A 12,408-nucleotide genomic window follows, 5' to 3' on the forward strand; every position below is an offset into this window, starting at 1 on the left:
TTTTGACCACCAAAATATTCATCATCAAAACTTTATCATGCCTAATAATTTCTTTCGTATTTTTGTTCTATACATTCTTTTCTTATGGATTTTAAGCTTCAATCAGAATATAAACCCACCGGGGATCAGCCTCAAGCCATCGATAAATTAACTGCAGGAATAGAGATTGGTGAAAAATACCAGACTCTACTTGGGGTAACCGGATCCGGGAAAACCTTTACGGTTGCCAATGTTGTTCAAAATGTTCAGCGTCCTACTCTCGTTCTGGCCCATAACAAAACGTTGGCGGCACAGCTTTTCATGGAGTTTAAGGAATTCTTTCCGGAAAATGCTGTGGAGTACTTTGTAAGTTACTATGACTACTATCAGCCGGAAGCTTATATTGCTACAACAGGAACTTATATTGAAAAGGACCTGAGCATCAATGAAGAAGTTGAAAAATTACGTCTTTCTGCTACTGCCAGCCTTCTTTCAGGGAGAAGAGATGTCTTGATTGTTGCTTCTGTTTCCTGTATTTATGGTATTGGGAATCCTACGGAATTTCACAAATCATTAATTTCTATTGCTATTGGTGAAAAAGTTACGAGAACCGCATTACTCCATTCCTTAGTTAATGCTTTATATGCAAGAACTTTGAATGAATTTCAAAGAGGAACGTTTCGTGTAAAAGGAGATGTCATTGATGTTTTTCCAGCCTATGCAGATAACGCGATCAGGATTCAGTTTTTTGGTGATGAGATTGAAAAAATTCAAAGCTTTGACCCCGTTACCGGGAATGTAGAAGATAATTTTGATCAAATTCAGATCTATCCGGCGAACCTTTTCGTTACATCCAAAGAAACACTAAACGGAGCGATCAGAGAGATTCAGGACGATATGCTAAAACAGGTTGATTTCTTCAGCTCTATAGGAAAACCACTGGAAGCGAAACGACTTCAGGAAAGAACCGAACTGGATCTTGAAATGATAAAAGAATTGGGCTACTGCTCTGGTATTGAAAATTATTCCCGATATCTTGACGGAAGACTTCCCGGTACACGACCTTTCTGTCTGATTGATTATTTCCCTAAGGACTTCTTAATGGTAATAGACGAAAGCCACGTAACAGTTCCTCAGGTTCACGCCATGTATGGTGGTGACCGAAGCAGAAAGGAGTCTTTGGTGGAATATGGTTTCAGGCTTCCTGCAGCTATGGACAACAGACCTTTAAAGTTTGAGGAATTTGAGGCCATACAGAATCAGGTTATCTATGTTTCTGCTACTCCGGCAGATTATGAACTGGAAAGAACAGGAGGCGCTTATATTGAACAGATTATCCGTCCAACAGGACTTCTTGACCCAATTATTGAAGTAAGGCCCAGCTTAAATCAGATTGATGATTTAATGGAAGAAATCCAAAAAAGAGCTGATGCCGATGAAAGGGTTTTGGTGACTACCTTGACCAAGAAAATGGCGGAGGAATTAACCAAATATTTTACAAAATTCGGGATCAGAACACGATATATTCACTCGGATGTAGAAACTCTGGAACGTATTCAGATTATGCAAGATCTGCGTTTAGGCCTTTTTGATGTCTTAATTGGAGTAAACTTACTAAGAGAGGGTCTAGACTTACCTGAAGTTTCTTTAGTAGCTATTCTGGATGCTGATAAGGAAGGAATGTTGAGAAGCAGAAGATCCATGATACAGACGGTAGGACGTGCTGCAAGGAATATCAATGGGAAAGCGATTATGTATGCTGATAAAATCACGAAATCTATGCAGGCAACATTGGATGAAACCGAATACCGCCGTGCAAAGCAGATGAAGTACAATGAAGATAATGGCATGGTACCAAAAGCTCTGAATAAAAAGATTTCTGAAAACCTTGTAGGAAGAAGTAAAGATTTTCCTGATGAAAAATACACCCAGAAAGAAATTATGCAGAAAGTTGCTGAAGTTAAAGCAACGTATGCCAGTGAAGATGTTGAAAAAATGATTGAGCAAAAGCAAAAAGAGATGGAAGCGGCGGCTAAAAACCTCGACTTTATTAAAGCGGCTAAGCTAAGGGATGAAATTGCGGCGTTGAAAAATTAAAAATAACTAATAAAATAGTATCGGCGGCTTCTTCGAAGCCGCCGATACTTTATCTCAAAAGAGAATGTTCTTATTTTTACAACCCATTTCTTACAGAAGCTCTGATGGGTATTAACAGCTCCATCAATCCATTTATTTTGATCTCATAGACGGTTGACAACTGCATTCCCAGCTTTCCTTTAGGCATTCCACTTCGGTGAAACCATTCAAGGTAACTTATAGGAAGATCTGCTAAAACTGTTCCTTCGTATTTACCAAACGGCATTTTCACTACACAGATCTCTTTTAATATTTCCGGATTTATTCCCTCCACTTTTTATATAATTAAATCAATTTATCATTTACTTCAGCATTATTAGATAATTCCAGATCAGGAGGAGCATTCTCATCCGTAAACTCATTTCTGTATACCTGTATCAAAAGAAGGGTTAATGAGATCAGAATAGGACCAAAAATAAGCCCCATAAAGCCAAACAGGTTCATTCCCATGATAATTCCAAAAACGGTATTCAGAGGATGGATATTTTCAAGTTTCTTTAAAAGGGTAAAACGAAGCAGATTATCTGTAAGTCCTACTACCACTACACAGTAAATGGCAAGACCAATTCCTTGTGCTGTATTTCCTTCTGCAATCATAAAGATACAGACAGGAACATATATAATAGCGGTTCCCACAACCGGAATAACAGAAGCCGCAGCCGTTAAAGCAAAAATCAGAACTGCTCCGGGAGCTCCAAATATCAGATATCCGATAAGAGATACAATCCCCTGCCCAATAGCAACTACAGGAATCCCTATCGCATTCGCCATAATCAACTTTCTCAACTTTTCGCCTAGCAATGAAACATTTGATCGCTTTAAAGGTGCCGAATTGGTCAGAATCCTCTCAAACAATTTTGGCTTTTCCAGCATGAAATACAGAATAAAGTACATGGACATCACTACCGTAAGCGTGTTGAATGTTCCGCTTAACGCCGAAGTAGAGAATTTCCCTACAAAATTTTTCAGCTTATTCATGTTTTCCTGGCTTAGAATATCAAAACCAACCTTATTATAGATATAGGAATGTATTTTATCCAGAAATACATTGAATTTATCCATATAAGCCTGTGCATTTCCTAGTTTATCAATAATCAGATCTGCAATGAAATAAATAGGCAGGATCAGAACAATAAGACTCGCAAACATTAAGGCAAAAGCAGCAAGAGAAGGCTTCCATTTCTTTTCTTCCTGAAGGTAGAAGTTATACTTTCTGCAGACTACATAAATAGTAATAGCTCCCAAAACTGATGGAATAAACAATGCAAGATTAAAGCAGATCAAACCTGCCATCACCAAAATAATGGCGAGCAAAGAAATCTGCTTTATGGCAACACTGCTTATTTGATTGTCTTTATTCATCAAGTATTATTTTATCTTATTGTTTTGTATGTATGATCTGTCTTGGCTTTCCAATAAAGGCACAATAGGCAGAATACATTACGATCATAATGAACGGAGCTGTTAAAATAAGCCCGATTCCACATAGAATGACCCCTGCCATTGAGACTAAAAGCCCAAGGAAACTTACGCCTAAAAATGTTCCATAATTCTCTTTGGCCATATTGAATGATTTGCTTAAAGCATCAATAGCCGATGAATTTTCAAATAATAAAATAGGATATCCTAATAAAAGAAACGGATAAATGAAAAAGAAAGGTATGAAGCAAAGCGTCAATGCAACAGAAGAAATAATCCCTGAAAGAAAACTGTATATTAATATATTAACAAAATTCTGACGATATCCAATAAAAAGGTCAGAAAACTCAATTGGATTTTTAGTATTGAATTTATTCACCATGTAAATCAAACCTACGTAAAGAGGAGTCAGTAACAGTAAAAAAAGACTGGAGAATGTCATATACATTGAAAATCCAGGGGTTTCCCAGTATCTAAAGTTCCCATAATCACCTGAAGTTTGCATTTCTTCCATGATGGCAGCAGAATTGAAGCCAGTAACACTTTGGATGATAAATCCTCCAACGATATAAATTATCATGGCAACAATGGCGTACCCAAAAACACCTTTATACATTTCAAAGGCATGCGAGATGATTGATCCCGTTTCCTTATTGGGCACGGAACCTTGCTGATCAAATTCGTTAAATTCAGACATAGTTTAAATATTTAATGATTTTATCAAATTTAACTTTTTTTAATAAAAAAACATATTAAACCTGGTTGAATTTTAGCTTTTTTCCGAAAATATTGTTTTATACAATGAATAAATCATAGCATTCCAGAAAGGAAACGTGAAAAGTCCTCCAATTAAAAATAAACTGAAACCCAAATATTTAAATAAAACAGCAACGAATACACATACCATGATTTCTACAAAATACATTCTAAGGGCTTTAAAATTCAAAGAAATGGCTTCAAATATCCTTTTATTGGTAAAAAACATGAGTGGTGCTACAAATACCGTTACCGCTACCCAGATAATGGCAAGAAGGATCGTAGGAACCGTTAGTCTGTAGATCATGAACCAGAAAAGATAATATCCCAGGTATTTAAAAAAGTTTATTCCGTTATAGCCTACAAATAAATCTCCGAGTTCAATTTTTTCGTTAAGGTCAAGTTTTCTGAAAATCTGGAACATTCCAAGGTTCAGAGGATACAGAAATGCCGTGGTGGCCCAGATCGCAAGTGTAAACATCTGATAACCTTCTGTAGCACTTAATTCCGCGATTTTTTCCATATACGCCTTTGTTCCTTCTTTTAAAGCTTCTGTCAATACTTGATTCTGCTCCCATATTCCATACCAGTTCCCAAAGAAGAACAGGGAAGTAAGAAAGATTCCAAAAAAGATCATTGAAAACATCAACTGAAAAACCAGTGTTTTATTCCAGTAGAAAAAAGCCTGCTTCAATATAAAATCAATTCCTGGTTTCTGAGGATATTTGCTCTGCATCATAAAAATTTTATGCAAAAGTAAACATCAATAATTATTTTTGCCGAATGTTTTCAGTGAATCATCAAAAATTTATAGAAATGGACGAACTTTCTTTCCAGAAGGTTCCTTATTTCTTTGTTATCGACTTCCTTTCAGAGAATGTTGAAATCTATAGAGAAGACGAGATTGAAAAATCAGGCTTATTAATTGATTTTCAGACATTTTCAAACTCAAAAAAAGAACCTGATATTGATAAAAAAATAGAGTGGAAATCCTTTCCGGAAACCCTGGAAAGCTTTAAAATAGGGTTTGATAAAGTTCAAAAAAATATTCGTCTCGGAAATTCTTATCTGGTAAACTATACCCGGAGAACCGAAATTGAGACCAATTTAAGCCTTAAAGAAATTTTTTATCAATCAGAAGCTAAATACAAGGTTTTTTATAAAGATTTTTTTGTATTTTTTTCTCCTGAAACTTTTGTGAAGATTATTGACGGAAAAATTTTAACCTACCCTATGAAAGGTACTATTGATGCCTCCATAGAAAATGCAGCAGAAATCCTGAAGAATGACCCCAAGGAAAAAGCCGAGCATTATACAGTAGTAGATTTACTCCGCAATGATCTGAGCATGGTTGCAGATGATGTATGTGTAGATCAGTTTCAACATATTGACTTCCTCAAAACCCGGCAGAAAGATTTATATGCCATGAGTTCGGAAATTTCAGGAATAGTAAAGTCTGAATTTGATGGAAAAGTAGGAAGTATTATGCAGAAGCTTCTTCCTGCAGGTTCTATTTTGGGAGCCCCAAAGCCTAAAACATTGGAAATAATTCAGGAAGCAGAAGGTTATAACAGAGGATACTACACAGGAGTTTGTGGCTGGTTCGACGGTAAAAATGTCGACAGCTGTGTAATGATACGTTTTATTGAAAAAGAGGATAATAAACTCTATTTCAAAAGCGGAGGCGGTATAACGCACATGAGTAAATTAGAAGACGAATATCAGGAAATGAAAAATAAAATCTATGTCCCAATTCATTGAAAGCATTAAGGTAGAAGATCAGGAAGTTTTTTTATTAGACCTCCATCAAAAACGTGTTAATCAAACATTCTCCCACTTTGGAAAAGAGGGATCTATTGACCTGGCCAAAATCTACAAAAACCTGCAGCATGATGAAGATGGACTTTTCAAGCTGAGAATTTCTTATGATCTGGATAAAAAGGTTCGGACTCAAATGATTCCTTATGCTATTCCTGAAATTCAGGATTTCCAACTGGTGGAAAATAACAGCTTCGATTACTCGTTCAAATTTGAAGACCGTAAGGAATTGGATAAAATGAAAATGAAGTCTAAGGCTGAGGAAATCATCATTGTTAAGAATAATCATATCACCGATACCTCTTTCTCCAATATTTTATTTTTAAAAGGTAAGGATTGGTTTACCCCGAATTCCTTCCTTCTGAATGGAGTGCAAAGGCAACATCTTCTAAAGCAGAAAAAAATAAAAGAGGCTGAAATTACTTTACAAAATATAAAGCAGTTCAGCCACTTTCAACTCATCAACGCCTTAAACGATTTTGATGATATGTTCATTTATCCTATTGACAGAATCAAAAATCTGCCGGGAAATGAAGAATACCTCGATCTTTAGTTTTCTTTCATGAAATTAAAGTAAGCTTTCTGAACATCAGCACTGTTCTTCCCGTAAGTATTCACTTCCAGAATTTTTGGTTGTGCATCCGGCTTAAAGAAATTCTCCAGTACTCGATCTAATGTAAGATCATCTTCCACTTTGATGTAAGAGAACCCAAAGTGCTTTGCTAGATGCTCAGCATTTTTACGGTGTTTGGTTGCAATGAACTCATCCAGTGTATTCGGATTGGCATTTCCTGGTCCAGGAATGATTTTAAATATGTTTCCTTCTCCATTGTTGAAGATGATGATTCTTACAAAAGGAGGGATATATTGGTTCCAAAGGCCATTGATATCATAGAAGAAACTTAAATCTCCGGTAATCAGCAAGGTAGGATTTACATTCTTAATCGCAAAGCCCATTGCTGTAGAAGTTGAGCCATCAATACCACTGGTTCCTCTGTTGCAATACATTCTTCTTTTACCAAAATCAAACAGCTGTGCATATCTTATGGCCGAAGAGTTTGCAAAATGAATATTATAATTTTCAGGAACCGTTTGGGATGCTTTATTGAAAAAATAAAAATCTGAGAATTCAACAGTATTTAAAAACTGCTGGTGCTTCGCATCTTTTTTATCTCTCAGAACGTCCCAAAGATTGAAATAAGGTCTTGGTTCCAAATTAATAAATTTCAACAATTTAGAAAAGAATACTTCCGGTTTTACCTCTATTTTTTCTGTCAATGAGAAATAAGTATCCGGCTGCCAAACTTCATCCAAATGCCAGTGCTGTTTTGGTCTTGCACTTCTCAGGAACTGCTTTACTTTTTTAGACACCACATTCTGCCCTACGGTAATCAACAGATCCGGAGCATACGTTTTAAAATCTTCTTCTGTAAAGTTGAAAATATAACGGTCTATATGTCTGAAAAATTTCTCATGATACAAATTGGAATTCACTTCACTCAATACAACAACAGAATGGTTTTTAACCAATTGTGTTAACTGATTTTCCAATTCCGGGCTGTAATCTCTTGTGCCTACCAACAACATAATTCTTTGAGAAGTATGCCATTCTGCAATCAGATGGGATGGGATCTCATAGTCTTTATGCTTGATTGTTTTTTCAACCGTTGGGAAGGTTGGTAGTTCTGATACCAATTCATACAATGGCTCTTCCAAAGGAATATTGATATGTACCGGCCCCTGCTTTTCAAAGCAAAGCTCTATAGCCTTTTTAATAATGTCAAAATTAATATCTTCTGCATTCTCCTTACTGTCTTCCAGCAATTGAAAGTCTCCGTAAGAATGCTGATGAAAAACATCCTTCTGCCTGATAGTCTGCCCATCAAAAATATCAACAAAATCCGTTGGCCTGTCAGCTGTTAACACTAAAAGCGGAATATTCTGATAAAAAGCTTCAGTAATTGCAGGATAGTAATTAACCACTGCAGATCCACTGGTACAGGTAATTGCTGCTGGTTTTTTTTCACTCTTAGCCATTCCCATTGCCACAAAGGCAGCACTTCTTTCGTCTACAATACTGTAGCAATTGAAGCTGTCTATTTCTGAAAAATGAATCGCTAAAGGAGCATTCCTTGATCCTGGTGAAATTACAACATCTGCAATTCCGTACTGCTGAAGAAGATGTGCAAGTATTTGGATACTTCTCTTAGAAGAATATTTTTTCATACAGCAAATTTAACTTATAAATAATGATTTTAAAATCATTTAATTTAAAAAAAATGTAATTTTGCTATTCGTAAATTTCTAAAAATGGATAAAATACCTAGTGTAGACCTGCGTGATTTCCTTTCGGACAACCCGGAACGCAAACAGAAATTTGTAAATGAAATCGGAAAAGCTTATGAAGAAATTGGTTTTGTAGCCTTAAAAGGCCACTTTCTTGATGACAACCTTGTAGAAGATTTATATGGAGAGGTAAAAAACTTTTTTGACCAACCAGTGGAAACGAAACAGAAGTATGAGATTCCCGGAATTGGTGGCCAGAGAGGGTATGTAGGATTCGGTAAAGAAACTGCAAAAGGTTTCAAAAAAGGAGACTTAAAAGAATTTTGGCACTTTGGGCAGTATCTAGCTGATGATTCAAAATACAAAGCTGAGTATCCAGACAATGTAATTGTTGATGAACTTCCAAAATTCAACGAAGTAGGTAAAGAGGCATTCCAGATGCTTGAAAAAACAGGACAGTATGTTTTAAGAGCATTAGCTTTACACCTTGGTTTAGATGAGTTCTATTTTGACGATAAAATTGCAGAAGGAAACTCAATCTTAAGACCTATTCACTACCCGCCAATCACTGAAGAACCAGATGATGCGGTAAGAGCAGCGGCTCACGGAGACATTAACCTTATTACTCTTTTAATGGGAGCGCAAGGAAAAGGTCTTCAGGTTCAGAACCATAATGGAGAATGGATTGATGCTATTGCAGAACCGGATGAATTGATGATTAACGTTGGAGATATGTTATCAAGACATACCAACAACAAACTGAAATCTACGATTCACAGAGTGGTAAACCCGCCAAGAGAATTGTGGAGCACTTCAAGATTTTCAATTCCTTTCTTTATGCACCCAGTAAGTGCGATGTCATTAAACGCTCTTGAAAACTGTGTGGACGAAAACAATCCAAAGTTATACGAAGACACAACAGCAGGAGAGTTCTTACATGAAAGATTGATAGAACTAGGCTTGATTAAAAAATAATCATAATGAATAATAGTCAGTAATTAAATTACTGACTATTTTTTTTATCCTGTTATACAATAAAACTCCGGACAAGGAGTAGACTGTGTGACAGTTCCCCACGGACAGATACAGGTATAACTGGCGCCACCACCAGAGCCATCACCGCCGCCAGGATTACCTATATAGGGTACACACTTCCCTCCTGAACAGATATATCCTGATGCGCAACCACCTGTACCAGGCCCTTCACCTTCAAAACAATAGACAGGTCCTACACCTCCCGTAATCATTTTCTTCTGATCTTCTCTTGAAATTTTTTTGAAATTTTTCATAGTTTTTGGTATTTAGTTTTTCCTACTCTATAAGCTTTTCGGATATCGCTTTTCTAAAATTAATTTTTATTTCGTTAACAATCAAATATTTGTATATAAAAATCACATTATTTGGATTTTTTTAAATAAATTCTACTTTTTAACACATCGTGCTTCATCTAATTGAAAATTTTTTAATTAATTTTGTTTTACTATCAAATTTTTAATCAAAATAATATGAAAAATCTAAAGAAACTAAGAAAAGACCAATTAAAAGGAATTTCCGGAGGTGCTAATTTCCCAGGTGTTGAATACTGTTTGTATGCCTGTAATGGCACCATCATTTGTGCTGCTTGCAGTGATGATTTTAAATGCCCTGTTACAGGAGTCGAAATAATGTAAGATCATTCATGAAAATGTAATTAGCCGTTTCTTCTGAAGCGGTTTTTTTATTTTCCAGCATTTTGATACAGTAATGAAATAAAAAACTAATAAACAAACACTTACGAATATTTTCATATCTTTATTTAAACCAAAATCAAACTATATGAAAAATTTAAAGAAATTAAGTAAAGGCAAATTGAAAACAATTTCCGGAGGGATAAGTTTTCCTTATCCTGGAGAATGCTTTTATGGGTGCAGTGATGGAATACAGTATAAAGCATTATGCAGGTTAGAATTCCTTTGTCCTGATGGAGAACAACCAATTATTTACTAGAACAAAAAATGCTCCTTTTGGAGCGTTTTTTATATATTCTAATCAAACAATCTCAATTGCTGCTCCTTTGTCCCTGTAAAGTTGGCAGTTGACAGTTTAGGAAACTCTTTTCCATCAAAAAATTTTTTCCTTCCTATTCTAAAGGTTGTGTGAATCATTTCAGCAATATTCCCCTCTCCTCTCTGTCTTTCAAAATATCTTTTATCACCTAACTTTCCACCACGCATAGAACGGATCAGGTTCAACACTTTCTGTGCCCTGTCCGGAAAGTGAGATTCAATCCAATTGACAAAAACAGGTTCTACAGTATCATTGAGCCTCACCAGTGTATATCCGAACCCCAAGGCTCCTGCATCAGAAATAGATTTTAAAATATTTAAAGGTTCATCACTGTTCAATCCAGGAATAATTGGCGCCACCATTACGTGAACAGGAATTTTATTTTCGGAGAGAATTTCAATCGCTTTTAATTTATTGGGAGCAGAACTCGTCCTTGGTTCCATTTTTCGTCTTAGCTCCTCATTGATCGTAGGAATACTTAAAGAAACTGAAACAAGGTTTTGCTCAGCCATGGGCTTTAAAATATCCAAATCTCTCAATACCAATGCATTTTTTGTCAGAATATTGACAGGATGTCTGTAATCAAGACAAACCTGCAGGAGTTTTCTGGTTATTTCAAATTGCCTTTCAGCCGGCTGATAACAATCCGTGTTTCCGGAGAGCAAAATAGGAGCCGCTTTATAGCCTTTTTTCTGAAAAAACTTTTCAAGCAGTTCAGGAGCATTTTTCTTCACCATGATCTTTCTTTCGAAATCAATTCCGGCACTATAGCCCCAATATTCATGGGTAGGTCTGGCAAAGCAGTAAGAACAGCCGTGCTCGCAACCCTGATAAGGGTTCATAGAATACTCCATTGGAAGATCCTCGCTTTTAACCTGATTCACAATGGTTTTCGGAAAGACTTCTGTAAAAGAGGTCTTAACGGTTTCGAAATCTTCATCATCAGGCTCATAGGTATACCTGTCGAAACGATTGATAACGTTTCGCTGAGCTCCCTGACCTTTTATGAAATTTTCGTTTGACATTCTGATGTAAAATTAGAATGGATTTTTTATAAAATAATGAACTTTAACATTTAAGTTTTCCACAAAAAAATCCAACACTTTCAAAAGCGTTGGATTTAAACATAATTTAATATATTTTTTTACTACTTCAGCGCGTAAAATTCCACTCCGTGTGTTTCATCGTCGTGGTTCTTTTCATCAAAGTGTCTGTGATAATCTGAATAATTATCACTATATTTTTTATCTTTTTTAGTCAAAATTTTCTTGATACTTATTAAGCTTAATACTGCCAAAAGACCTACTCCTCCTGCCAGTAAAACTCCAACTTCTTTTTTCATATTTTCTTGATTTATTGTGATGAGTATTGCAAAAAGTGTACCTATTTCTTTTTTCCGAATTATAAATTTTGTTAACATTAAACCCTATTTTTAAGAAAATTATAATCCGCTATTTTTCTTATCTTTAGAAAAGCAATGGTTTAATTATTGTACTTATCAACAAAAAAATATTATGGAAAATCAAGAAAACATTGATCAAATGACCACCTTAAGCCAGGTCATGAACAAGCTCTCTGAGAGAGGGATAAAGAGAGAATTCAGAATGAATGAAAACTGTGAGATGAAATTTGAGAATTCTGAAAAAATTTATACTCCTTCTGAACTGACTGTTTTAAAAACATACCGCTTTGAAGGGGATAGTAACCCGGATGACAATGCCGTATTGTATGTGGTAAAGGATGATGCCGGAAACCGCGGAATGATTATTGATTCTTATGGAGCCGACAGCAATTATTCCGGAGATAAATTTGATGAATTTCTGAGAGATATCCCCGTTCACGAAAGTGATGAATTCAATTTTTAAGCATTGAAACGCAATATTAATTTTTTAAACTATTAAGGCTGTTTTAAATTAAAATAAAATTGATTTCATGCCAACCGTAAAGATATGTTTATGATTACACTTT

Annotated in this window: 15 protein-coding genes; 7 read left to right on the forward strand and 8 right to left on the reverse strand. The window is 35.6% G+C overall.

Annotation, left to right across the window (positions count from 1 at the left end; genetic code table 11):
- Positions 1-84 precede the first annotated feature (84 nt).
- Positions 85-2,076 (forward strand): excinuclease ABC subunit UvrB, encoded by a 1,992-nt coding sequence (gene uvrB / locus J2772_RS11305; RefSeq protein ID WP_209916673.1) that lies wholly within the window; start codon positions 85-87, stop codon positions 2,074-2,076.
- Positions 2,077-2,152: 76 nt separating this feature from the next.
- Here the strand turns inward: uvrB and J2772_RS11310 are convergent, their stop codons facing one another.
- The 4 genes from J2772_RS11310 to J2772_RS11325 form a co-directional block, all read right to left on the reverse strand.
- Positions 2,153-2,380, reverse strand: coding sequence for a DUF3820 family protein (locus J2772_RS11310; protein WP_209917321.1), 228 nt, complete (start codon positions 2,378-2,380; stop codon positions 2,153-2,155).
- 20 nt (positions 2,381-2,400) lie between these two features.
- Complete coding sequence (locus tag J2772_RS11315; protein ID WP_209916675.1) at positions 2,401-3,477, reverse strand: AI-2E family transporter; 1,077 nt, start codon at positions 3,475-3,477, stop codon at positions 2,401-2,403.
- Between the two features lie 16 nt (positions 3,478-3,493).
- The gene (locus tag J2772_RS11320; RefSeq protein ID WP_209916677.1) at positions 3,494-4,231 is read right to left on the reverse strand and encodes a beta-carotene 15,15'-monooxygenase; all 738 of its coding nucleotides are present in this window, start codon (positions 4,229-4,231) and stop codon (positions 3,494-3,496) included.
- 72 nt (positions 4,232-4,303) lie between these two features.
- On the reverse strand, positions 4,304-5,029 hold the full coding sequence (locus J2772_RS11325) for a hypothetical protein (RefSeq protein WP_052480476.1): 726 nt from the start codon (positions 5,027-5,029) through the stop codon (positions 4,304-4,306).
- Positions 5,030-5,073: 44 nt separating this feature from the next.
- On the opposite strand from J2772_RS11325, the gene J2772_RS11330 reads away from it, so the two are divergent.
- The gene (locus tag J2772_RS11330; protein WP_209916679.1) at positions 5,074-6,051 is read left to right on the forward strand and encodes an aminodeoxychorismate synthase component I; all 978 of its coding nucleotides are present in this window, start codon (positions 5,074-5,076) and stop codon (positions 6,049-6,051) included.
- On the forward strand, positions 6,035-6,661 hold the full coding sequence (locus J2772_RS11335; protein ID WP_209916681.1) for an aminotransferase class IV: 627 nt from the start codon (positions 6,035-6,037) through the stop codon (positions 6,659-6,661). Before J2772_RS11330 ends, J2772_RS11335 begins: the two co-directional genes overlap by 17 nt.
- On the opposite strand, the gene menD is transcribed toward J2772_RS11335, so the two are convergent.
- A complete protein-coding gene (gene menD / locus J2772_RS11340) occupies positions 6,658-8,334 on the reverse strand; it encodes a 2-succinyl-5-enolpyruvyl-6-hydroxy-3-cyclohexene-1-carboxylic-acid synthase (RefSeq protein ID WP_209916683.1) in 1,677 nt (558 codons plus the stop codon). The genes J2772_RS11335 and menD overlap by 4 nt on opposite strands.
- Positions 8,335-8,418: 84 nt before the next feature.
- Here menD and J2772_RS11345 point away from each other — a divergent pair, with 84 nt between their 5' ends.
- Complete coding sequence (locus J2772_RS11345) at positions 8,419-9,369, forward strand: isopenicillin N synthase family dioxygenase (RefSeq protein WP_209916685.1); 951 nt, start codon at positions 8,419-8,421, stop codon at positions 9,367-9,369.
- A 44-nt stretch (positions 9,370-9,413) separates the two neighbouring features.
- Here J2772_RS11345 and J2772_RS11350 read toward each other — a convergent pair whose 3' ends face one another.
- Positions 9,414-9,683 carry a hypothetical protein gene (locus J2772_RS11350; protein ID WP_209916687.1) on the reverse strand — a complete coding sequence of 90 codons (270 nt, stop codon included), beginning with the start codon at positions 9,681-9,683 and terminating at the stop codon, positions 9,414-9,416.
- Positions 9,684-9,899: 216 nt separating this feature from the next.
- On the opposite strand from J2772_RS11350, the gene J2772_RS11355 reads away from it, so the two are divergent.
- The gene (locus tag J2772_RS11355; RefSeq protein ID WP_209916689.1) at positions 9,900-10,064 is read left to right on the forward strand and encodes a bacteriocin-like protein; all 165 of its coding nucleotides are present in this window, start codon (positions 9,900-9,902) and stop codon (positions 10,062-10,064) included.
- Between the two features lie 145 nt (positions 10,065-10,209).
- A complete protein-coding gene (locus J2772_RS11360) occupies positions 10,210-10,380 on the forward strand; it encodes a bacteriocin-like protein (protein WP_209916690.1) in 171 nt (56 codons plus the stop codon).
- A 38-nt stretch (positions 10,381-10,418) separates the two neighbouring features.
- Here J2772_RS11360 and J2772_RS11365 read toward each other — a convergent pair whose 3' ends face one another.
- Both J2772_RS11365 and J2772_RS11370 read right to left on the reverse strand, forming a co-directional pair.
- Positions 10,419-11,465 (reverse strand): PA0069 family radical SAM protein, encoded by a 1,047-nt coding sequence (locus J2772_RS11365; RefSeq protein ID WP_209916692.1) that lies wholly within the window; start codon positions 11,463-11,465, stop codon positions 10,419-10,421.
- Positions 11,466-11,587: 122 nt separating this feature from the next.
- Positions 11,588-11,782, reverse strand: a complete 195-nt coding sequence (locus J2772_RS11370) for a hypothetical protein (protein WP_045492359.1) — start codon at positions 11,780-11,782, stop codon at positions 11,588-11,590.
- Between the two features lie 172 nt (positions 11,783-11,954).
- Between J2772_RS11370 and J2772_RS11375 the strand changes: the two genes are divergently transcribed.
- A complete protein-coding gene (locus J2772_RS11375) occupies positions 11,955-12,305 on the forward strand; it encodes a hypothetical protein (protein WP_209916694.1) in 351 nt (116 codons plus the stop codon).
- Positions 12,306-12,408 lie beyond the last annotated feature (103 nt).

It is taken from the genome of Chryseobacterium jejuense, from assembly GCF_017877355.1.
Taxonomy (GTDB): Bacteria; Bacteroidota; Bacteroidia; order Flavobacteriales; family Weeksellaceae; genus Chryseobacterium; species Chryseobacterium jejuense_A.

Bases quoted from the DNA above. Each gene is read 5' to 3' on its own strand.
- uvrB (WP_209916673.1), top strand. From the start codon at position 85: ATGGATTTTAAGCTTCAATCAGAATATAAACCCACCGGGGATCAGCCT.
- J2772_RS11315 (WP_209916675.1), bottom strand. From the start codon at position 3,477: ATGAATAAAGACAATCAAATAAGCAGTGTTGCCATAAAGCAGATTTCT.
- J2772_RS11320 (WP_209916677.1), bottom strand. From the start codon at position 4,231: ATGTCTGAATTTAACGAATTTGATCAGCAAGGTTCCGTGCCCAATAAG.
- J2772_RS11325 (WP_052480476.1), bottom strand. From the start codon at position 5,029: ATGATGCAGAGCAAATATCCTCAGAAACCAGGAATTGATTTTATATTG.
- J2772_RS11330 (WP_209916679.1), top strand. From the start codon at position 5,074: ATGTTTTCAGTGAATCATCAAAAATTTATAGAAATGGACGAACTTTCT.
- J2772_RS11335 (WP_209916681.1), top strand. From the start codon at position 6,035: ATGTCCCAATTCATTGAAAGCATTAAGGTAGAAGATCAGGAAGTTTTT.
- menD (WP_209916683.1), bottom strand. From the start codon at position 8,334: ATGAAAAAATATTCTTCTAAGAGAAGTATCCAAATACTTGCACATCTT.
- J2772_RS11345 (WP_209916685.1), top strand. From the start codon at position 8,419: ATGGATAAAATACCTAGTGTAGACCTGCGTGATTTCCTTTCGGACAAC.
- J2772_RS11350 (WP_209916687.1), bottom strand. From the start codon at position 9,683: ATGAAAAATTTCAAAAAAATTTCAAGAGAAGATCAGAAGAAAATGATT.
- J2772_RS11355 (WP_209916689.1), top strand. From the start codon at position 9,900: ATGAAAAATCTAAAGAAACTAAGAAAAGACCAATTAAAAGGAATTTCC.
- J2772_RS11360 (WP_209916690.1), top strand. From the start codon at position 10,210: ATGAAAAATTTAAAGAAATTAAGTAAAGGCAAATTGAAAACAATTTCC.
- J2772_RS11365 (WP_209916692.1), bottom strand. From the start codon at position 11,465: ATGTCAAACGAAAATTTCATAAAAGGTCAGGGAGCTCAGCGAAACGTT.
- J2772_RS11370 (WP_045492359.1), bottom strand. From the start codon at position 11,782: ATGAAAAAAGAAGTTGGAGTTTTACTGGCAGGAGGAGTAGGTCTTTTG.
- J2772_RS11375 (WP_209916694.1), top strand. From the start codon at position 11,955: ATGGAAAATCAAGAAAACATTGATCAAATGACCACCTTAAGCCAGGTC.